This window comes from Providencia sp. 2024EL-00732, from assembly GCF_044006275.1.
Lineage (GTDB): Bacteria > Pseudomonadota > Gammaproteobacteria > Enterobacterales > Enterobacteriaceae > Providencia > Providencia huashanensis.
In genome coordinates, this window is the sequence record NZ_JBIPDG010000007.1 from 155,902 (window position 1) to 176,277 (window position 20,376).

Genomic DNA, 20,376 nt, shown 5'->3' on the forward strand with positions numbered 1-20,376 from the left:
TATAAGAAGCTGGTGTGATTAGCGCTTTTTGTAGGAATTAACTTTGAGTGACTAATATGAAGAATAAATTTTCTGTTGCATTACTTTTAAGTATTATCATCCCATTGTCTTATGCTGATAACCTAGTGGAAATTAATATCCTTGGTACGTCTGATATTCACTCTTTCATAAGTGATGAGGATTATTTTAATAATCTAAAAAGTGAAAAATATGGTTTGAAATCGCTAGTTGGTGCGATTGAAAAATTTAGGCATGATAATAAAAATACCTATTTAGTTGATGTTGGTGATTTATTATCTGGCAACCCATTAGGGAATCATATTATTAAACGCTATAACCAAAATGAAAGCTATTATCGTATATCTCCTGTTATCTGTAGTTTAAATGCACTTAATTATGATGTAGCAACCCCTGGTAATCATGATTTTGATAATGGTGCTGAGTTTTTGAAATGGTCTTATTCTGGAGCGAACTTTCCAGTAGTTTTAAGTAATGTTATTGATAATACGTCACAAAAAAGCCTTTATCCTGAGTATATTATTCAGGAAAAAGAGGTTTTAGATGACGCGGGTAATAAGCATTTACTGAAAATCGCATATTTAGGGTTAGTTCCTATGCAAACAATGCTTTTTAATAAAAGCAAACTTGAAAGTGAGATTACATTTACTGATATGCTAGATGCTGCAAATAGTACTGCTATTCAGGCGAAAAAAGATGGGGCTGACTTGGTTATTGCCTTATCTCATTCAGGTATTGATGTATCACAAGTTGAACATGGTATGGAAAATGTCGCATTTTATCTTGCCAAAAATCCGAATATAGACGGTATTTTATTTGGTCATACTCATGAAGTTTTTCCTTCTGAAAAAATAACAGCTAATGAAAATATTAATGTTAAGGATGGGAAAATGTTTGGCAAGCCAGCGGCTCAACCGGGTAAGTGGGGGGAGTCACTATCCGCTATTAAATTTGTTCTAGAAAAGAATAATGATAAGTGGGATATAAAAAGTAGTAAAGGATATCAAGTTGATAGAAAAAATTCTGTTGCTAAAGAGAGTACTATTGAGAAAATATCGTTGTGCATAAATGATACAGAACAAGACTTAAAAAGTGACTTAGACAAAGAAGTAAGCCAAGACAAATTTAAAATCAATAATAATTTTAATCTGATTGGAAATGAAAGCCTAACAACTGTACTTGCGGACTCCCTTCGTTATTATATGCGAAATTTTACGAGTGAAAGCGATAAGGTGTTAATTTCTATTTCACCATCTTATTCATTAAATGATGCAAGTTTTTTTGTTGACATACAAGACAGGAAAATAACCAATAGGGATTTAAACAAGATTTTTTATCCCGCTTCTTTATCTGCATTAAAGGTAAACAAGCAACAATTAATCGAATGGTTGGAAATGAGCTCAAATATTTATAATATGCCAATAGATGAGTCTACACCATTAATTAATACTAATGCCCATAGCTTTTTATTTTACCCAATTTTGGGGCTAACCTATGATGTAAATATTAGCAAATTACCGTTATATGATTTATACGGTAAGAAAAATGAAGGGGCTACGGTAGGGAGAATTTCGAATATTCGCTATAACAATAAAGAAGTGGTCGATACAGACTCATTTATTATTGTTGCGAGTAAGTACGCACCGTACTTTCAAAAGCACAAAGATGCTCCTTACTTAGATATTGGTAATGAAAGAAATATTGATATATTTACGGGGTATATTTCGGCGCACCATGAATACCCACAGCCGAAAAATAATTACCGTATAGTGTCGGATATACCATTAGAAATGAATTTGATATTACCCCATAATACAGATAAATCAGCAACATTTTTATGGGGAACTGAGTATCCTTTGCAAGTAAAAAGCCAAGATACAAAATCAGTAACTTACCAAATAAAAATAGCCCAGTGATATTAAAGACTATCTTAGGGGGCAGTTAGTCCTCTACTTTTAGTGGGCTCTCAGTAAGGGAGCCCCACTTAGTTTTGCTCAAACCAGCTTTCAAGGATAACAACAGCAGACGCCGAGTCTACTTTTCCTTTGCTTAATGCACGGTAACCACCTTGCTCAAAAAGACCAGCTTTTGCTTCTACAGTGGATAGCCGTTCATCATGCAATTCGACTTTGACACCAAAGCGACCATGAATGCGGTTGGCAAAATTACGAGCTTGGCTTGTGACGAGTTGCTCGGTTCCATCCATATTAAGTGGCAGGCCGACAATGACCAATTGAGGAAGCCACTCTTTAAGTAATTTTTCGATTTGTTGCCAATCAGGGCGACCATCGTTGGCTTTTAAAGAAGCCAACGGTCGAGCAGTGCCCGTAATTTCTTGCCCAATAGCAACACCGATACTTTTAGTTCCAAAATCAAAGGCGAGCAAAGTTCTTCCAGACATTAAGCGTGCCCCGCTTGCATTGAAATAGTATGAATATTAACACCGATTAATTTTGCAGCAGCAGCCCAGCGTTCATTAATAGGGGTATCAAAAATGAGCTTAGGGGAAGCTTCCACCGTTAACCAGCTATTTTCCATAATTTCTCGTTCAAGTTGACCCGGTTCCCAGCTTGAATAGCCGAGTGCTACGAGGGAGTTCTCGGGGGAATCCTCACCACCAAGCGTTTCTAAAATATCTTTGGAGGTGGTGACCATGACATCTTCATTTAAGTGTAGGCTAGATAAGAAACCAGTTATTGGTGTGTGTAAGATAAACCCATGTTCTTCTGCCACAGGGCCACCAGCAATTACAGGTCTTTCTAAGTTACGGTTATTAACTTTATCAGATATCGTAATTTCAAGTTTTTTGAGCATTGTATCGACGGAAAAATCATCAATAGGCTTATTAATTACTATCCCCATCGCCCCTTTTTCATTGTGCTCACACACATAAACAACAGACTGTTCAAAATAAGGGTCTGTTAGGGATGGCATGGCGATAAGAAAATGGTTTTGCAGATTCAAACTAAGGCTCCATTGAATTTAATAACAACTTTAAAACAACCAGTTAAAAAGACCTAAACAGGCCTTTTTAACCATTTATGGCTTATTTTTTTAGACGACGTTCAATCGCATCCATCAACATACCCGTGATAGAAATATCGAATGCTGCTTCGATTTCACGCGCACAGGTTGGGCTAGTAACGTTAATCTCAGTCAGACGGTCACCAATAATATCAAGACCAACAAAAATTAAGCCTTTTTCTTTCAGCGTTGGCGCGACAGCCCGTGCGATGGCCCAATCACTTTCACTAAGAGGACGAGCTTCACCTCGGCCACCAGCGGCAAGGTTACCACGAGTCTCACCTTGTGCAGGGATACGTGCCAAGCAATATGGAACAGGTTCGCCATCGACAACTAATACACGTTTATCACCGTCTTTAATTGATGGTAAAAAGTTCTGAGCCATACAGTAACGGGAACTATGTTCGGTTAGCGTTTCAATAATGACACCAACATTTGGGTCATCTTGTTTTAGACGGAAAATGGAAGCGCCACCCATGCCATCTAAAGGTTTGAAAATAACATCCCCATGTTGCTGGTGGAATTCTCTCAGTTTTTGTGGGCTACGAGTGACTAACGTATCTGGTGTCAGCTCAGGGAACCAAGCGGTAAATAATTTTTCATTACAGTCACGCAGACTTTGCGGTTTATTGACAATTAAAGAGCCCGCTTGTTCTGCTCTCTCTAAAATATAGGTAGCGTAAATAAATTCGGTATCAAAAGGCGGATCTTTACGCATTAAAATAGCATCAAGTGAACCAAGTGCGATGTCTTGCTCACCATGAAACTCATACCATTTGTCAGGGTTTTCTTCGACAGTGACTATTTTAGTTTGTGCTCTAGCCTCACCTTGGTGTAAATACAGGTCATTCATTTCCATATAATGGATTTCGTAACCACGACGCTGAGCTTCCAACATCATCGCAAAACTGGTGTCTTTCTTGATTTTGATGGATGAAATTGGGTCCATCACTATACCGAGCTTGATCATTTTTTCTCCTTAACCCAGATCACCTAAGCGCACTTGCAGTGCAGTGATAGCGGTTAGCGCAGTCGTTTCTGTTCGTAATACTCTAGGCCCTAACAGTATATCGGTAAATTGATAATTTGCTGTCATTGCGATTTCATCGGCTGATAACCCCCCTTCAGGGCCAATTAACAACCTGACTTTTTTCAATTCAGTTGGCAGTGTATTGATGCTTTCTGTTGCCCTAGGATGAAGATTAACTTTAAATGCGCCATCATCTTCTGCACACCAATCTTCAAGTGTTTGTACGGGGCGGACTTCTGGGATACGGTTGCGCCCACATTGTTCACAGGCCGCAATAGCAATTTTTTGCCATTGTTGTAATTTCTTCGCTAACCTCTCACCTTCTAAGCGAACGCCGCAACGCTCTGATAACAGTGGTGTAATGATATTTACCCCTAACTCTACGGATTTTTGGATGGTAAATTCCATCTTTTCTCCACGGGACATCACTTGCCCTAAATGCAAATCGAGAGGGGACTCTCTATCATCAATACGGCTATCTACAATGCGAACATATACATTCTTTTTAGTCGCTTCAGTAATTTCAGCATCAAACGTTTGATTGCTACCATCAAAAAGTTCGAGTTTTTGCCCCGCAGTCATGCGTAGTACTCGCCCTACATGGTTTGTGGCGTCATCACCAAGAGAAATTGTCATATTCGTTTTAAGAGGCTCTGGGTGATAAATGCGTGGGATGCGCATAGCTTTTCCTTAGTACAGACTAGGTTAATAAATAAGATAGCTTTGATGAATATGGGGATTGAATCTCTAAACACAAGCACTAGCGCTTAGTTTATAACGAAAAAAATGCTAATTGTAGTACGTCTGTGCGGTGGCAATTTTATCAATAATTACTCAAAAAAATAAAACCTGAAAATGTCGAATAAACCGACGAAATAACACGGAATTAAAGTGTTGGGATAAGCCAGAATAGCGAGTATATTTATTTTGGCTCCGTAATGGAAGGAAGTATAAAATGAAGGAATTATTTTATTTTTTATTATCATATATTAAATCATTTATTGATAATATGACAAATATGATATCTTCCTGGCAGGGGGATGAAAGGCTTTTTTTTATTGAGTCAATTGGATTTCATCTATGTAAACAAGACGTTATATTTCTTGTTGTGTTATTTTTATCCGTTTTAATGACTCAAAAGTTACTTATTTATCTCCCTGTTTGGTGTTTTGGGAAAAACAAAATAACAATTAAACTTCATACTTTACTTATTCTATATGGGGTGTTCGGTTGTATTATTATTGGGTCATTTAATAGTTTATGGGTAATGTTGTTTTTAGTGGTTTTTATTAATTTAATAACACCGTTATTTATTATTGATTATAAAATGGGTTATTTACCGGATGTACTAACCTATCCTTTATTGTGGTCTGGTTTGCTATATCAAATTAACTTACCTCAAGGCAATGTCATTTCGGCTATCTATGCAGTTATATTGAGTTATTTTATGATGCTAATTACCGTTACACTCGTGGAAAAAATTAAAAAACAACCACAGATGGGGCGAGGGGACTTAAAATTAATTGCAGCGTGTGCTGCATGGTTAGGGGTATGGTTATTACCTTATTTTATAGGGCTTGCGGCTTGTTTAGGGCTGTTACATTATGCATTCGCTCATTGGGTATTGCCGAAAATAAGCCAAGGGGGTCATTCTCCAAGTTGTGTAAGTGCTAAGCCGTTAGTAAATGAAATAGCCCAAACCATACCATTCGGGCCTACAATTATCATTAGTGCAAGTATCTTGCTGTATTTATCTATACTGCGTATTGGTTAGCGACAACTAAATGTAAGGGTTAAGACGCAGCAGCGACCAACGAGTCTAAAAATTGCTGCCATTTGTCTGGTGACCCAAGGTAATTTTGTAAAGGAACCCGTAACCATTTCCCTTGTTGCTGAATTAACAGCGTAGGGAAACCTGACGCACCAGACTGGGCGAGCAATGCTTTACTATTCTGTATGTGTTTTGCAGTTTCATTTTGTTCACATTGCGTGTAATCACTGGTGTACTGCTCAGCATTCAAGCTAAGCTTTTGGGCTAATTCAGCAAGCACTGCCGTATCATTAATATGACGCCCAGAAATATAATGGGCTTTTTGAATGGTTTTAAGCATCTCAAAGCCTTTACCTTGCTTGGTTGCAGCTAAAATAGCGGTTTGTGGTGGTAGGGAGTCCATGACTAAATTAGGTTCATGGAGCATTTTTATATAGTCATCACCAAAAACTTGCCCTGTCATCGCTGCAATACGTTTATCTGATTGCATAATATATTGGCGAAAATCATCATCAAGATGCAAACGCGCATCACCGGCTAACATGCCACCACCATGCATCTCAACATTGGTACTGGGGTGTTTGGTTGCAATTTCCACTAAAGGGGCTGCTGCATAACACCAGCCGCAGTAAGGGTCATAAATATAGTGTAGGGTTATATTTTTCATTATTGTTCCTCAGTAATAATTTGGGGTTAATTTGAGTTAAGTTGTATCATTATTATCAACAGTTATATACAACAATCTCCCTTATACTCGCGGTTGTATTTCTAGGCATATTATTCAGTATGTTAAATATACAAAATGGTTGTTATAAGGGAGTGATACTAATTTATTGAGGCCACTGCATTTCGCCTTTAATAACCTTAGCGCTTAGCTCTAAACTTGATTTATCATCCAGTTGCGGGTATTTAGCTGCAACCTGCTGTACTAATTCATTCGAGTTTTTACTCGATTGCGCGGCGGTTTCAAAATCTTGTAAGTATTGCTGAGTAAATGTCACCGTACCAATATCCAATTTAGATGCTCCCGTGAAATGACCAGGGACGACAATCGTCGGGTTCAGTGCTTTGATACTTTCTAACGTTTGCTGCCAATTTTGGCGTGATGCCTTAGTCTGTGTATCAGCCACCCAAACGTGTATATTGTCTGAAACAATCACACCACCGACAACGGCTTTTAGCGATGGAACCCACACATAAGTTCTATCTGGCGAAGCACCGTCAAGGCCTTTTATCTCTAGTTTCTCGCCATCAACAGTAAAGCTATTCCCTTTGATGATTTCGGGGACTATCACATGGGTCGGAGCTTCACCCTTTAACTCATTTCCCCAATAAGCGAGCTTGCCATCTTTAGTCGCTTTAATAGCGGCAACGGTTTCAGATGTTGCAATTACTTTAGCTTCAGGAAAGGCTTTTGTAATTGTCTCTAAGCCGAAATAATAATCAGGGTCTGAGTGGCTAATATAAATAGTGGTTAATTTTTTATTGAGTTTTTTAATTTTATCGACCAGTTGTTGAGCATCATTATTTTGAAACTGAGCATCGATTAATACGACTTCATTAGGGCCACTAATAATTTCAGATGATACAGGGAATACACTGTTGTTACCTGGGTTATAGATATCGAGTGTTAATTTCTCGGCTTGTGCTACTTGAAATGATGTTGCGATGAATACTGTTGCTGCTAAAAAAGTTAATTTCATTTTGAGTCCTAAAATTGAATTGTCTGAGAATGAACTAGGCGTTTTTGCTTGGTATGTATATTAAGTTGCAATGATTAACGGAAAAACACCATAATTAGGCGAAGTTTGTTGCATAAACCGGACGAATGGGGCGTAAATGGATAGGTTAAAGGCAGCACAAGTGTTTATCACGATAGTGGAACAAGGCAGTTTAGTTGGTGCTGCTGAAAAGTTAGATATGTCGCGTGCGATGGTGACACGTTATTTATCTGAAATGGAACAATGGGCTGGAGTACGGTTACTTAATCGAACAACAAGGCGTTTAAGTTTAACCTCCGCTGGTGAGGGGGTGTATCAGCAATCATTACAGCTCAATGCGATTTCACAATTAGTACCTGTACAACAACATCATGATGCAAAAGAGCTATCTGGCTTGGTACGTATTAGCTGTTCACAATCGATAGCCCAAAGTGCATTATCCGTTGCTATGGCAGAATTTTTGCAGCAATACCCAAATATGACGATAGATATGCAAATATCTAATAAATCGATTAATCTTATCGAAGAACGTATCGATTTAGCGATCCGTATTACTAACCAGCTAGAACCTAACTTAATTGCTAAGCCTTTATCGACCTGCCACTCTGTAATTTGTGCTTCCCCAAAGTTTTTAACGGGGAAAAAAATGCCCACTAAACCTGAAGACTTAGTGTTACTTGAATGTCTTACATATAGCTTTTTTGGGCGCAGCATTTGGCGTTTTGAAAAACAAGGGGAACAGCATACGGTATTAGTTGGCGGGCGGTTGAGCGCCAATGAGTCCGTATTTCTTGCCCAAGGCGCTTTAAATGGTGCAGGGGTTACCATGCAACCTTATTATTCCGTCGCAGAGTATTTAGCAAGTGGTGAGTTAATTCAATTATTATCTGATTACCAACCAATGCCATTAGGTATTTACGGGGTATACACCAGTCGACAAAAAATGCCTACACCATTACGTGCTGTGATTGATTTCCTTACAGACTGGTTCAAAACGTCACCATATTGGTTAGCGTTGATGCAACAAGGCCGACGCTAAGCTCTCTTCTATTTGGCTGAAGGTATTTTTTAGTGATTGGGTGAAAATATCTGTCAGTTGAGAAGATGGGCGGTGAATGGGGCGAATTAAACTCACTGTAAATGGAATGGAAAAACTGAGGGGACGGATCACCAATTTCCCTGCAGATTGCTGATGAAAGTCTAACGCTGTTAATGGGTTTACAATGGATATCCCGATCCCCTTTAATGCCATAGCGCATATGGATGATGCAGAGTGTGTCTCCATCACCATTTTTCGTTCAATATGGTGTTCTGTAAAGGTTGAATCAATTAACTGGCGGTAACTGTCTGTTAATGACAAACTGATAAATCGTTGATGTTGAAAGTCAGTAGGCGTTAAAACCTGTTTTAGTTCAAGGGGGTGCCCTGCAGGTAACACACACACCTCATTTAAACAGCCTAACGTTTGCTGTTCAGTGCCGGGTGGTAGTTGAAGGTGTTCTGTTAAGCCAAAGTCATAACGCTGAGCAGAAAGCCATTCTTCCAGAACTGGGGATTCTTGTGGGATCACCGTGATATTTACATCAGGGTAACTTTCCATAAATGACTGACAAACCTGAGGTAATAAAGACTGGGCAAAAGCCGGTAAACAAGTAATGGATATTTGTGCGTGTTCAAAACGCCGAATAGTTTTAGCCGAATTTTTGATCCGCTCTAATCCATAATAAGAACGCTCGACTTCTTCTAAAAAACGTAAGCCTTGCGCAGTTGGTTGTAATCGGCCTTTTACCCTATCAAATAATTTAAATTGTAATAGATATTCAAGGCGAGCAAGTTCACGGCTGATGGTGGGCTGTGATGTACTCAGTAATGTAGCAGCTTCCGTTAAGTTTGGGGTAGTCATGACGGCACGGAATATTTCAATATGACGCCAAGAGATAGCTTGCATGTTTAGCCTCTAAATAAATGCTATATCAAATATGAATAGACTTTAGCAAAATGGATATTTTTTTTCCCGTTTTTTCTCTGAATAATAGATTTCAATACAATAAATTATTAAGACCATAAAAATTTGCAAACGAGAAAGACAATGACTTCATTCGCAACTACGACAAGCCAGTATTTAACACCTGAACATTTGCGTGGATTACCAGCCCAGTATGGAACCCCTGTTTGGGTTTATGATAGCGCTGTAATCATTGAGCGTATTAAGCAATTACAAGCCTTTGATACTGTTAGGTTTGCACAAAAAGCAAGCTCTAACATTCATATCCTCCGTTTAATGAAAGGGCAAGGGGTCAAAGTAGACTCTGTTTCTTTAGGTGAAATAGAGCGTGCGCTGGTCGCTGGCTTCCAAGCAGGGCGTGAAAACTCAGAAATTGTTTTTACCGCAGATGTATTGGACAGAGCAACATTAGAAAAAGTGACGGCTCTGGATATTCCGGTAAATGCAGGGTCGATTGACATGTTAGACCAGATTGGTCAGAAAAAATCTGGTCACCCAGTTTGGTTGCGGATTAACCCGGGGTTTGGTCATGGCCATAGCCAAAAGACTAATACGGGTGGTGAGAATAGCAAGCACGGTATTTGGCATGAAGATTTACCAGCCGCGTTAGAAAAAATTCGTCACTATAATTTATCGTTAGTGGGCATTCATATGCATATTGGTTCTGGTGTTGATTACCAACATCTTGCTGATGTGTGTGATTCAATGGTGGCATTGGTCACCACCGCTGGGGTTGACCTACATGCGATTTCGGCTGGGGGAGGGTTATCAACCCCTTACCGTGAAAGCGATGAATTAATAGATGTACAACATTATTATAGTTTATGGAATAACGCCCGTCAGCGTATAGAGCAGCATTTAGGGCACTCAGTCGAACTTGAGATAGAACCGGGGCGTTATTTAATGGCTGAATCCGGTGTTTTGCTGGCGGAAGTCCGTGCGGTTAAAGATATGGGGAGCCGCCATTATGTGTTAGTGGATAGCGGTTTTAATGATTTAATGCGCCCTGCGATGTACGGCAGCTATCATCATGTATCTGTTCTAACTGCGGATGGCAGTTGTGCTGATAGCTCTCAACTCATCGATACTATTATTGCAGGCCCTCTATGTGAGTCAGGGGATGTATTTACTCAATTAGAGGGTGGTTTAGTTGTTACACGCGCATTACCTGAGGTCAAAGTAGGGGATTATTTAGTTTTCCATGATACTGGCGCTTATGGTGCATCTATGTCTTCGAATTATAATAGTCGTCCATTATTACCGGAAGTGATGTTTGTAGATGGCAAGCCAACGCTGATCCGTCGCCGCCAAACGATTGAAGAATTATTAGCATTAGAATTGGAATTATAAGTTTTAAATATATTTACATACAAAAAGCCAGCTATAATAACTAGCTGGCTTTTTGTTGTTACCCTTAAACTCACTTCTAAGAAGATAACCTTTTATAATTTACTTTATAAATTAAGCTGCTTTCTTTTTCTTACTTGTATCTTCACTTGAAGGTTCGTCAGGAGACTTTTTTGACGGAAGTACCCCTAAGTCATCAAACTCAAACTCATCCACATTAATAGTCCGTAACCGGCTAGCTTCCGCTTTACGTAAAATATCAGCTTCTTCTTGCGTAATTACATTTTCAGGGAGTAATTGGTCTGCTAGTTCATCTAAGCGAGTAAAGCTGAGTTTACGCTCTTTTAAACGGCAGATACGGTCGAAGATTGGCTCAGCAGCAATAATATCGAGTAGTGCTTGGTTTACTAAGCCATGCGGGTTGTTTTCTGTTGGCGTTAAGTACTGACCACGACCTAATCTATCCCGTGTTTCAGAAGGTTCCATCAGTAGCTGCGCCAGTTTGTGGTCAAGTCGGTCAGATGGCATCGACATAGAACGGCCAACAGGGAAGAGTGTCACTCGCATTATCGCCGCTACCATTTTATTAGGGAAGTTTTTCAATAAATCATCCATGGCTTTTTCTGACTGATAGAGACAATCTTCAACAGCCCATTTTACTAGCGGTAAATCTGCTTTTTGGCGACCTTCATCCTCATAGCGTTTTAGGGTTGCAGAGGCAAGGTACAGGTTACTTAAAATATCCCCTAAGCGTGCCGAAATACGCTCACGGCGTTTTAAGCTTCCGCCTAACACCCCCATTGCCACGTCAGACAATAAAGCTAAGTTAGCACTTTGACGATTTAACATTTGATAATAACGGCGTGTTTCGTCTTTTGTTGGCGCGCTACTGCCACGACCGTTAGTCAAGCCTAACCAGAAACTCCGGAACTGGTTACTAATCACATGACCGATATGCCCGAATACAGCTTTATCAAATTTATGCAAATTATTATCTTTTGCAGCAGCCATTTCGTCTAATACAAATGGATGGCAACGAATAGCACCTTGGCCGAAGATGATCATACTACGAGTGAGAATATTGGCCCCTTCAACCGTAATAGCGATTGGCGCACCTTGGTAGGCTCTGGCGACAAAGTTTGAATCGCCAAGGCAAATTCCTTTACCACCAGTGATATCCATTGCATCAATAATGGAGCGTTGACCTCTATGAGTACAATGGTATTTTACGATAGCAGAGAGAACCGCGGGTTTTTCGCCTAACATAATCCCCGACGTAATCAAAGTTGCTGCTGCATCCATCAAATAAGTGTTACCAGCAATGCGTGCTAATGGTTCTTCAATCCCTTCCATTTTACCAATTGATAATTTGAACTGGCGACGAATATAGGAATAAGCCCCTGTTGCAATAGCGATGCTCTTCAGACTTCCTGTTGAGTTAGATGGTAATGTAATACCGCGTCCGACAGAGAGACACTCGACAAGCATTCTCCAACCTTGCCCCGCCATCTTTGGCCCACCAATGATGTAATCAATAGGAACAAAGATATCTTGACCGCGAGTCGGGCCATTCATAAATGGCACATTAAGAGGGAAATGGCGATGGCCAATTTCGACCCCCGGTGTATTGGTTGGAATTAAAGCACAAGTGATACCAAGGTTTTTTTCTCCGCCTAATAGTTTATCTGGGTCAGATAATTTAAAGGCTAGCCCTAACACGGTCGCGATTGGTGCTAAGGTAATGTAGCGTTTATTCCATGTTAAACGCATACCAAGGACTTGTTCACCTTGCCATTCACCCATGCAAACTATGCCAGTATCTGGGATCGCACCTGCATCAGACCCTGCTTCAGGGCTTGTTAAAGCAAAACATGGAATTTCTTCACCAGTAGCTAAACCCGGCAAATAACGCTGTTTTTGCTCATCGGTACCATAATGTTGTAGGAGTTCACCAGGACCTAAAGAGTTAGGAACACCGACAGTTATTGCCAGTATGCCCGAAACTCCGGCAAGTTTTTGTAATACTTGTGATTGAGCATAGGCAGAAAATTCAAGACCTCCGTATTCTTTTTTGATGATCATGGCAAAGAAACGGTGATCGCGTAAATATTGCCACACTTCAGGAGGGAGGTCTGCGAGCTCATGACTCACTTCAAAATCATTGACCATGCCACAAACTGTTTCAACGGGACCATCAATAAATGCTTGTTCTTCGGCAGTCAATTGTGGTTTTGGGTAGTCATGAAGCTTATTCCAATTAGGGGCTCCCCGGAAAAGGTCGCCTTCCCACCAAGTTGTCCCTGCATCAATGGCTTCTTTTTCTGTTCTTGACATTGGTGGCATGACTTTTTGAAACATTTTCATAGCGCGGGCGGAAAATAATGATTGGCGTATTGGGCTGAAAACAAATGGAAATAATACTAAGGCGACTGGCAATAACATCCAGTAGCTCCAAATATTTATCACACCCATAACAGCAGTATAAGCCAATAATAATATTGCGCTAAAAACTAACGATGTTTTGTGATAACAAAGTACGCCAATTAAGGCTAGGAATAACACAATGCTGAGAAGGATCATAGTTAAGCTCCTGTCCACTTGTAAGAGGTCTGACCTGTTTGTTATCTTAATCTATACCCATTAATAAAGAATTAGCAATGTATTTACATCCTAATTACAACTTGGCTCACAAAAACACCAAATTATGAAAATGGTTAAGGTAATTTACATTAAGGCCATTAAAAAATTATGGTTACTAGTAAGGAAAAAGGAGGTCTTTTTCTACGAAGCTAAGACAGCACAATCAAAAGTAGAAACAAAACAATCCCTGTGCAACAATCTGAGTATTAAAGGTTAATTGTGGATACCTATCTGCTCTTTGCCATTAGATGGCATTTTTATTTAGGCTATTTTAAATATAAATTAATCATACTCTCTGTAACATGTTCTTAATTAAGAGGAAACCTCATGTATCAAGACCTGATCCGTGGCGAGCTAACAGAAGCTGCCGACACGCTATCAAATTTCCTTAGCGATGACGCAAATATTGAAGCTATTCAAAAAGCAGCCGTATTGTTAGCCGATTCTTTTAAAGCTGGTGGCAAAGTATTGTCTTGTGGTAATGGTGGTTCACACTGCGATGCGATGCATTTTGCTGAAGAGTTAACAGGGCGCTATCGTGAAAATCGTCCCGGTTATCCAGCGATTGCAATTTCAGATGTTAGTCATCTGTCTTGTGTCAGTAATGACTTCGGTTATGAATATGTTTTTTCACGTTTTATTGAAGCAGTAGGGATGAAAGGTGATGTTTTACTGGGCATCTCAACATCTGGTAATTCAGGGAATATTATCAAAGCGATTAGCGCTGCTCGTGAGAAAGGGATGAAAGTAATCACGCTAACAGGTAAAGATGGCGGGAAAATGGCAGGTACCGCAGATATTGAAATCCGTGTCCCACACTTTGGTTATGCTGATCGCATTCAAGAAATTCATATTAAAGTTATCCATATCTTAATTCAGTTGATTGAAAAAGAGATGGTGAAGTAAAGTTTTAACCGGTTTAGGAGCCTTTAAATGTGTGAGTTACTTGGCATGAGTGCCAATGTTCCAACTGATATTACGTTTAGTCTTAGTGGGTTAATTTCTCGAGGTGGGCATACCGGTCCACACAAAGATGGCTGGGGAATTACGTTCTATGAAGGCTTGGGATGTCGCACATTTAAAGATCCTCAACCAAGTTTTTTATCACCCGTTGCCCGCTTTGTGCAGGAATATCCTATCAAATCAGAAACGATTGTTGCGCATATTCGGCAAGCAAATCAAGGTGATGTATCATTAGTCAATACACATCCCTTTACGCGTGAATTGTGGGGGCGCAATTGGACTTATGCTCATAATGGCCAATTAAAGGGCTATCGTTCATTGAAAACAGGGCGTTATTGGCCTATCGGTGAAACTGATAGCGAATGGATATTTTGCTGGATTTTACATCAGTTAAGTGAAAAGTACCCACGAAAACCCTCCAATTGGAAAAGCGTGTTTCGTTTTGTCGCGACATTGGCGGATCAGCTACGTCATAAAGGGGTGTTTAATATGTTGCTCTCTGATGGGCAATATTTGATGGCGTTTAGTTCAACGAATTTACATTGGCTGACGCGTAGAGCACCCTTTGGTAAAGCGAAATTATTAGATCAAGATATTGAAATTGATTTCGAGCAATGCACCACACCCACTGATATTGTTTCTGTTATTGCAACTCAACCTTTAACGGGAAATGAAAATTGGCAGCGGATCGAGCCAGGTAACTTTGTATTATTCCATCTTGGTGAGCGCATATTGTGATTTAGATCCTAATAATTTCGTTGGGGTATCTGGTAAGCTAACTACCGCGTATTTACCTAATGTCACTGAAATTTCTGCGGGTCTTCCTGTTTGGTTAAAGTATTCGTAAGCAGGCTGTAGCTGTTTCCAAAATGAATAGTGACTTGAGTTTCTGTAGCGCGTCATATTTTCATTTGTCATCTTAAATGGGTAGATGCTGACATTGATGGTTGGCTGGCCATTTAATAAGGCAGTTTCGACGGTTTGATAAATTTCACCCATATATTTATCTGTCATGGCATAGCATCCTACAGAAACGCAACTGCCATGGATCATTAGGTAACTACCGCTGTAACCTTGTGCTTTATCGTATTCATTAGGGAATCCAATATTGATAGATCGGTAATACCGACTATTTGGGTTGAGCTGTTCTGCGGTAATTTGATAAAATCCCTCAGGGCTTTTGAGGTCTCCTTCTATTTTTTTCGGGCCAAGGCCCCCAGAAAACTTACAAATTGGGTAAGTTTTGGTCAGCTTATATTTTCCAGAAGGGGTTTTTTGATAGAGTTCGAGTAAACCCTCTTGCTTAAATATTTGAATAAAAATAGATGAATTTTGATTATCCAAAGCATTATTCTTAAGTATAAATGAAGAGTTGCTCGCCTGAATTACAGGTGGATATATGAGTACAAATGGAAAAATTGCACTAAAAAATTTACTTAATTTCATACTAAGGCCAAATGTAGAAGTTTTCACTGATTAAAAAGAATACAGAATTTATGCATTTTAGACGAGTAAATAGAAAATTAATATAGCTTGTTAATAGTTTTTAGATGAATCTTTATCGGTTAAATAGTAATCAGCAATCGATAAAGGTGATGTTACAGTTCGGCAATTTCGAATTGTTAACAGAAAAATTTAAATATTAATGCAATTTGCTTGAACTATGTCACTTCTATAGACGGACATAGTGAGTGGGAACTGATAAAATTACGTCCGGCAGAAGAAAAAATTTAGTAACAATTATGTGAAAATACCTGCTTAAGTGGCGAAAGTGGCTTGAGCTGTTTTTATTACTGAGTCGCTATCATTCATTGCTGAATCGTTAGCTTAGGGTTTAACTGATAAACTTGTGCAGATCTTATGATTAAAATTAAAAAAGGCCTTAACCTTCCCATCGCAGGTGAGCCAGCCCAAGTGATAGAAGACGGCCCGAAAATTCAACACGTAGCTGTGCTAGGTGAAGAATATGTCGGAATGCGTCCTTCGATGCTGGTTAAAGAAGGTGAACGTGTCATAAAAGGGCAGGTTCTTTTTGAAGATAAAAAGAATCCGGGGGTTGTTTTTACAAGTCCAGCCTGTGGTAAAATTGTTGCTATTCATCGTGGTGAGCGTCGTGTGCTTCAATCTGTTGTCATTGAAATTGACGGTGATGAACAGGAAAACTTTGCAGCTTATACTCGTACTGAGTTATCTGCATTAACCAGAGAACAAGTCGAAGATAATCTGATTAAATCAGGTTTGTGGACCTCTTTAAGAACGCGTCCATTTAGTCGTTCGCCACAACCAGGTTCTTCACCTAGCGCTATTTTTGTTACTGCAATGGACACAAACCCTCTTGCTGCTGATGCCGTTTTGGTTATTCGTGAACAAGAACAGGCATTTAACGATGGGTTATTAGTCCTTAGCCATTTAACAGAAGGTAAAATCCATGTATGTCATGGAGAGGGGGATTTACCAAAAGTTGAGGCTCATAGCCAGATTTCATACACCCAGTTTGCGGGTCCTCATCCTGCTGGGTTAGCGGGGACTCATATCCATTTCTTGGAGCCAGTAAGCATCAAGAAAAAGGTATGGAGCCTTAATTACCAAGACGTTATTGCGATTGGTAAGCTGTTTGTCACTGGGCAGCTTTATACTGACCGTATCGTTTCATTGGCAGGGCCACAGGTTGAAAAGCCGCGTTTATTACGCACTTGCCTTGGCGCTGATTTATATGAATTAACTCAAGGCCAGCTTAAAGCGGGCGAAAACCGTATTATTTCAGGCTCTGTCCTTTGGGGCGTAACTTGTGATGATACCCATCATTATCTTGGTCGTTTTCACAATCAAGTCTCTGTATTAGCCGAAGGTCGCGATAAAGAACTATTTGGCTGGATTATGCCTGGTGTTAATAAATTTACGATCACTCGTACTACGATCGGGCATTTCCTGAAAAATAAGCGCTTTAATTTTACGACAACAATGAACGGCGGTGAGCGTTCAATGGTACCAATTGGTAACTATGAGCGTGTTATGCCTCTTGACATCATGATCACTCATTTGTTGCGCGATCTCCTCGCTGGAGATACCGATACATCACAAGAATTGGGCTGTTTAGAGTTGGACGAAGAAGATTTAGGTTTATGTACCTATGTTTGCCCAGCGAAGTACGAGTATGGTCCTGTATTACGTGATGTTCTGACCAAGATTGAGCTAGAAGGGTGATTCCATGGGTCTGAAAAATTTATTTGAAAAGTATGAACACCATTTTGAGCCCGGTGGAAAACTCGCTAAATACTATGCATTGTATGAAGCAGTTTCTACAGTGTTCTATACACCGGGAACGGTGACGAAAGGTCGTTCTCATGTCAGGGACACTATTGACCTGAAGCGCATGATGATTTTAGTCTGGCTTGCTGTTTTCCCTGCAATGTTCTGGGGGATGTACAACGTAGGCAACCAAGCTATCCCTGCACTTCATCAACTGTATAGTGGAGCAGAGCTACAGCAAGTGCTCGCGAGTGACTGGCATTATAGTTTGGCACAATTTTTAGGTGCCTCGCTGTCAATGGATGCTGGTTGGGGAAGTAAAATGCTGCTTGGTGCAGTTTATTTTCTTCCTATTTATGCCGTTGTTTTCCTTGTCGGTGGGTTCTGGGAAGTGTTGTTTGCCATGATCCGTGGTCATGAAATCAACGAAGGCTTCTTTATAACCTCTATCTTGTTTGCTTTGATTGTGCCTCCAACAATTCCTTTATGGCAAGCGGCTCTTGGTATTACCTTCGGTGTCGTGATTGCTAAGGAAATTTTCGGTGGTACAGGGCGTAACTTCTTAAACCCTGCGTTAGCGGGTCGTGCATTTTTATTCTTTGCTTACCCTGCTCAAATCTCCGGTGACTTGGTTTGGACTGCAGCGGATGGTTTCTCGGGAGCAACTCCATTATCACAGTGGGCTTCAGGTGGCGAACACGCGCTAATGAACACAGTAACAAGTGAGCCTATCACTTGGATGCAAGCGTTCTTAGGTAATATGCCAGGCTCGATCGGTGAAGTTTCGACGCTGATGTTGTTTATTGGTGGCGCACTCATCATGTTCTTCCGCATTGCATCATGGCGTATTGTGGCGGGTGTCATGGTTGGTATGATTGCCATGTCTTACCTATTTAATGCTATTGGTTCAGACACCAATCCGTTATTTGCCATGCCTTGGTGGTGGCATATGGTTCTGGGTGGCTTTGCATTTGGTATGATTTTTATGGCGACAGACCCAGTATCCGCTTCATTCACTGATAAAGGTAAATGGGCATATGGCATTCTGATCGGCGTAATGTGTGTACTTATCAGGGTAGTAAATCCGGCTTATCCTGAAGGGATGATGCTGGCTATTCTGTTCGCCAACCTGTTTGCTCCTTTGTTTGACTATCTGGTCGTTCAAGCAAATATTAAGCGGAGAAAAGCTCGTGGCTAATGATAAACCAATTAATAAAGATAGCGTCGGTAGAACATTTCTAGTCATTTTTATCCTTTGTCTAGTTTGTTCTGTTGTTGTCGCAGGTGCTGCAGTTGGTTTGAAGCCGAAGCAGCAAGAACAAATTCAGTTAGATACTCAGCGTAATATTTTAAGCGTGGCAGGTTTAATGCAGCCTAAAATGACCGCAGAAGAAATCCAAAAAGTTTATGGGGAGCGCATCGAACCTAAGCTTTTGAATTTCAAAACGAATGAACTATCTGATAGCACTAGCCGTTATGATCTAAATGCTGAGCTACGTAGCGATGAAACCAGTATTGCCCTTTCTCCAGCAGAGGATATCGCAAAAATTCGCCGTCGCGCCAATAGTGCTGAAATCTATTTAGTGAAAGATGATGCCGGCAAAGTATCACAAATTATTTTACCTGTTTATGGTTCAGGTTTGTGGTCTGTAATGTATGCGTTTGTGGCAATCGATGTTGATGGGGTAACCTCACGCGGTATCACTTACTACTCGCATGGTGAAACACCAGGTTTAGGTGGCGAAGTCGATAACCCACAATGGAAAGCCCAATGGCCGGGTAAAAAACTGTTCAATGAACAGGGTATTCCGGCAATTAAAATCGTACGTGGTGGTGCCACAGATAGCCCATACGGTATCGATGGCCTTTCAGGTGCAACCCTAACGTCAAACGGAATTCAACATATGTTTGATTTTTGGTTAGGGGATAACGGCTTTGGTCCGTTCCTGAAAAAAGTACGTGAAGGAGCGCTGAATAATGGCTGATTCAAAAGAAATAAAACGCGTCCTACTTGGACCACTATTAGATAACAACCCAATTGCTTTGCAAATACTGGGGGTCTGTTCTGCATTAGCAGTAACAACTAAGTTAGAAACAGCATTGGTTATGACCATTGCGGTAACATTAGTTACGGCATTTTCTAACTTCTTTATTTCACTGATTAGAAATTATATTCCAAGCAGTGTGCGTATTATTGTACAGATGGCAATCATCGCTTCTCTCGTCATCGTGGTTGACCAAATTTTACGTGCGTATGCCTATGAAATATCAAAGCAACTTTCAGTATTCGTTGGTTTGATTATTACTAACTGTATCGTAATGGGGCGTGCTGAAGCTTATGCAATGAAAGCGCCACCAATAGAAAGCTTTATGGATGGTATCGGTAATGGTCTTGGCTATGGTGTGATCCTTGTATTAGTCGGTTTCTTTAGGGAATTATTTGGCTCCGGCAAACTGTTTGGTATCACTGTCTTTGAATCACTGCAAAACGGTGGCTGGTACATGCCTAATGGCTTGTTCCTCCTCGCGCCAAGTGCATTCTTTATCATCGGTATGCTGATTTGGGGACTACGTATCCTGAAACCAGCTCAGGTAGAGAAGGACTAAT

Annotated in this window: 19 protein-coding genes; 10 read left to right on the forward strand and 9 right to left on the reverse strand. The window is 40.2% G+C overall.

Going from position 1 to position 20,376, the window contains the following annotated elements; translation table 11 throughout:
- The first annotated feature begins 56 nt into the window (after positions 1-56).
- Positions 57-1,934 (forward strand): metallophosphoesterase, encoded by a 1,878-nt coding sequence (locus ACHB7C_RS13050; protein ID WP_395347535.1) that lies wholly within the window; start codon positions 57-59, stop codon positions 1,932-1,934.
- 68 nt (positions 1,935-2,002) lie between these two features.
- Here the strand turns inward: ACHB7C_RS13050 and ruvX are convergent, their stop codons facing one another.
- From ruvX to rsmE, 4 genes are all read right to left on the reverse strand, one after another.
- Complete coding sequence (ruvX, locus tag ACHB7C_RS13055; RefSeq protein ID WP_042848722.1) at positions 2,003-2,419, reverse strand: Holliday junction resolvase RuvX; 417 nt, start codon at positions 2,417-2,419, stop codon at positions 2,003-2,005.
- Positions 2,419-2,982 (reverse strand): YqgE/AlgH family protein, encoded by a 564-nt coding sequence (locus ACHB7C_RS13060; RefSeq protein ID WP_042848721.1) that lies wholly within the window; start codon positions 2,980-2,982, stop codon positions 2,419-2,421. The genes ruvX and ACHB7C_RS13060 overlap by 1 nt, the downstream gene beginning before the upstream one ends.
- Before the next feature lie 82 nt (positions 2,983-3,064).
- Positions 3,065-4,012: a glutathione synthase gene (gene gshB / locus ACHB7C_RS13065; RefSeq protein ID WP_166685463.1), complete on the reverse strand. Its 948-nt coding sequence runs from the start codon at positions 4,010-4,012 to the stop codon at positions 3,065-3,067.
- A gap of 9 nt (positions 4,013-4,021) precedes the next feature.
- Positions 4,022-4,753 carry a 16S rRNA (uracil(1498)-N(3))-methyltransferase gene (gene rsmE / locus ACHB7C_RS13070; RefSeq protein WP_042848719.1) on the reverse strand — a complete coding sequence of 244 codons (732 nt, stop codon included), beginning with the start codon at positions 4,751-4,753 and terminating at the stop codon, positions 4,022-4,024.
- Between the two features lie 274 nt (positions 4,754-5,027).
- On the opposite strand from rsmE, the gene ACHB7C_RS13075 reads away from it, so the two are divergent.
- Positions 5,028-5,846 (forward strand): A24 family peptidase, encoded by an 819-nt coding sequence (locus ACHB7C_RS13075; protein WP_226619186.1) that lies wholly within the window; start codon positions 5,028-5,030, stop codon positions 5,844-5,846.
- A 19-nt stretch (positions 5,847-5,865) separates the two neighbouring features.
- Here ACHB7C_RS13075 and ACHB7C_RS13080 read toward each other — a convergent pair whose 3' ends face one another.
- Positions 5,866-6,510, reverse strand: coding sequence for a DsbA family protein (locus tag ACHB7C_RS13080; protein ID WP_042848717.1), 645 nt, complete (start codon positions 6,508-6,510; stop codon positions 5,866-5,868).
- Positions 6,511-6,673: 163 nt separating this feature from the next.
- Positions 6,674-7,546: an MBL fold metallo-hydrolase gene (locus tag ACHB7C_RS13085; RefSeq protein WP_042848716.1), complete on the reverse strand. Its 873-nt coding sequence runs from the start codon at positions 7,544-7,546 to the stop codon at positions 6,674-6,676.
- A gap of 136 nt (positions 7,547-7,682) precedes the next feature.
- Between ACHB7C_RS13085 and ACHB7C_RS13090 the strand changes: the two genes are divergently transcribed.
- Positions 7,683-8,603 (forward strand): LysR family transcriptional regulator, encoded by a 921-nt coding sequence (locus tag ACHB7C_RS13090; protein ID WP_166685465.1) that lies wholly within the window; start codon positions 7,683-7,685, stop codon positions 8,601-8,603.
- On the opposite strand, the gene ACHB7C_RS13095 is transcribed toward ACHB7C_RS13090, so the two are convergent.
- On the reverse strand, positions 8,574-9,512 hold the full coding sequence (locus tag ACHB7C_RS13095; protein ID WP_166687059.1) for a LysR family transcriptional regulator: 939 nt from the start codon (positions 9,510-9,512) through the stop codon (positions 8,574-8,576). The two genes, ACHB7C_RS13090 and ACHB7C_RS13095, sit on opposite strands and share 30 nt — an antisense overlap.
- Positions 9,513-9,653: 141 nt before the next feature.
- Here ACHB7C_RS13095 and lysA point away from each other — a divergent pair, with 141 nt between their 5' ends.
- Positions 9,654-10,919, forward strand: coding sequence for a diaminopimelate decarboxylase (lysA, locus tag ACHB7C_RS13100; protein ID WP_395347540.1), 1,266 nt, complete (start codon positions 9,654-9,656; stop codon positions 10,917-10,919).
- Positions 10,920-11,030: 111 nt separating this feature from the next.
- Here the strand turns inward: lysA and fadE are convergent, their stop codons facing one another.
- Positions 11,031-13,496, reverse strand: a complete 2,466-nt coding sequence (gene fadE / locus ACHB7C_RS13105) for an acyl-CoA dehydrogenase FadE (protein WP_395347541.1) — start codon at positions 13,494-13,496, stop codon at positions 11,031-11,033.
- 387 nt (positions 13,497-13,883) lie between these two features.
- Between fadE and lpcA the strand changes: the two genes are divergently transcribed.
- Positions 13,884-14,462 (forward strand): D-sedoheptulose 7-phosphate isomerase, encoded by a 579-nt coding sequence (lpcA, locus tag ACHB7C_RS13110; RefSeq protein WP_042848711.1) that lies wholly within the window; start codon positions 13,884-13,886, stop codon positions 14,460-14,462.
- A 27-nt stretch (positions 14,463-14,489) separates the two neighbouring features.
- Complete coding sequence (locus ACHB7C_RS13115; protein ID WP_042848710.1) at positions 14,490-15,257, forward strand: class II glutamine amidotransferase; 768 nt, start codon at positions 14,490-14,492, stop codon at positions 15,255-15,257.
- On the opposite strand, the gene ACHB7C_RS13120 is transcribed toward ACHB7C_RS13115, so the two are convergent.
- Entirely contained in the window at positions 15,228-15,965 is a 738-nt protein-coding gene (locus ACHB7C_RS13120) for a murein L,D-transpeptidase family protein (RefSeq protein WP_042848709.1), read from the reverse strand. The genes ACHB7C_RS13115 and ACHB7C_RS13120 overlap by 30 nt on opposite strands.
- A 414-nt stretch (positions 15,966-16,379) precedes the next feature.
- Here ACHB7C_RS13120 and ACHB7C_RS13125 point away from each other — a divergent pair, with 414 nt between their 5' ends.
- From ACHB7C_RS13125 to ACHB7C_RS13140, 4 genes are read left to right on the forward strand one after another with little or no spacing between them, the layout of a single operon-like run.
- Complete coding sequence (locus ACHB7C_RS13125) at positions 16,380-17,723, forward strand: Na(+)-translocating NADH-quinone reductase subunit A (RefSeq protein WP_042848708.1); 1,344 nt, start codon at positions 16,380-16,382, stop codon at positions 17,721-17,723.
- A 4-nt stretch (positions 17,724-17,727) separates the two neighbouring features.
- On the forward strand, positions 17,728-18,966 hold the full coding sequence (locus tag ACHB7C_RS13130) for an NADH:ubiquinone reductase (Na(+)-transporting) subunit B (protein WP_042848707.1): 1,239 nt from the start codon (positions 17,728-17,730) through the stop codon (positions 18,964-18,966).
- Positions 18,959-19,753: a Na(+)-translocating NADH-quinone reductase subunit C gene (locus ACHB7C_RS13135; RefSeq protein ID WP_048608237.1), complete on the forward strand. Its 795-nt coding sequence runs from the start codon at positions 18,959-18,961 to the stop codon at positions 19,751-19,753. The genes ACHB7C_RS13130 and ACHB7C_RS13135 overlap by 8 nt, the downstream gene beginning before the upstream one ends.
- On the forward strand, positions 19,746-20,375 hold the full coding sequence (locus ACHB7C_RS13140) for an NADH:ubiquinone reductase (Na(+)-transporting) subunit D (protein WP_042848705.1): 630 nt from the start codon (positions 19,746-19,748) through the stop codon (positions 20,373-20,375). The genes ACHB7C_RS13135 and ACHB7C_RS13140 overlap by 8 nt, the downstream gene beginning before the upstream one ends.
- Position 20,376 lies beyond the last annotated feature (1 nt).

Excerpts from the sequence above, each read along its gene's own strand:
- ACHB7C_RS13075 (WP_226619186.1), top strand. The coding sequence starts at position 5,028 with ATGAAGGAATTATTTTATTTTTTATTATCATATATTAAATCATTTATT.
- ACHB7C_RS13120 (WP_042848709.1), bottom strand. The coding sequence starts at position 15,965 with ATGAAATTAAGTAAATTTTTTAGTGCAATTTTTCCATTTGTACTCATA.
- rsmE (WP_042848719.1), bottom strand. The coding sequence starts at position 4,753 with ATGCGCATCCCACGCATTTATCACCCAGAGCCTCTTAAAACGAATATG.
- ruvX (WP_042848722.1), bottom strand. The coding sequence starts at position 2,419 with ATGTCTGGAAGAACTTTGCTCGCCTTTGATTTTGGAACTAAAAGTATC.
- fadE (WP_395347541.1), bottom strand. The coding sequence starts at position 13,496 with ATGATCCTTCTCAGCATTGTGTTATTCCTAGCCTTAATTGGCGTACTT.
- ACHB7C_RS13140 (WP_042848705.1), top strand. The coding sequence starts at position 19,746 with ATGGCTGATTCAAAAGAAATAAAACGCGTCCTACTTGGACCACTATTA.
- ACHB7C_RS13095 (WP_166687059.1), bottom strand. The coding sequence starts at position 9,512 with ATGCAAGCTATCTCTTGGCGTCATATTGAAATATTCCGTGCCGTCATG.
- ACHB7C_RS13050 (WP_395347535.1), top strand. The coding sequence starts at position 57 with ATGAAGAATAAATTTTCTGTTGCATTACTTTTAAGTATTATCATCCCA.
- ACHB7C_RS13115 (WP_042848710.1), top strand. The coding sequence starts at position 14,490 with ATGTGTGAGTTACTTGGCATGAGTGCCAATGTTCCAACTGATATTACG.
- lysA (WP_395347540.1), top strand. The coding sequence starts at position 9,654 with ATGACTTCATTCGCAACTACGACAAGCCAGTATTTAACACCTGAACAT.
- ACHB7C_RS13090 (WP_166685465.1), top strand. The coding sequence starts at position 7,683 with ATGGATAGGTTAAAGGCAGCACAAGTGTTTATCACGATAGTGGAACAA.
- gshB (WP_166685463.1), bottom strand. The coding sequence starts at position 4,012 with ATGATCAAGCTCGGTATAGTGATGGACCCAATTTCATCCATCAAAATC.
- ACHB7C_RS13125 (WP_042848708.1), top strand. The coding sequence starts at position 16,380 with ATGATTAAAATTAAAAAAGGCCTTAACCTTCCCATCGCAGGTGAGCCA.
- lpcA (WP_042848711.1), top strand. The coding sequence starts at position 13,884 with ATGTATCAAGACCTGATCCGTGGCGAGCTAACAGAAGCTGCCGACACG.
- ACHB7C_RS13080 (WP_042848717.1), bottom strand. The coding sequence starts at position 6,510 with ATGAAAAATATAACCCTACACTATATTTATGACCCTTACTGCGGCTGG.
- ACHB7C_RS13130 (WP_042848707.1), top strand. The coding sequence starts at position 17,728 with ATGGGTCTGAAAAATTTATTTGAAAAGTATGAACACCATTTTGAGCCC.
- ACHB7C_RS13085 (WP_042848716.1), bottom strand. The coding sequence starts at position 7,546 with ATGAAATTAACTTTTTTAGCAGCAACAGTATTCATCGCAACATCATTT.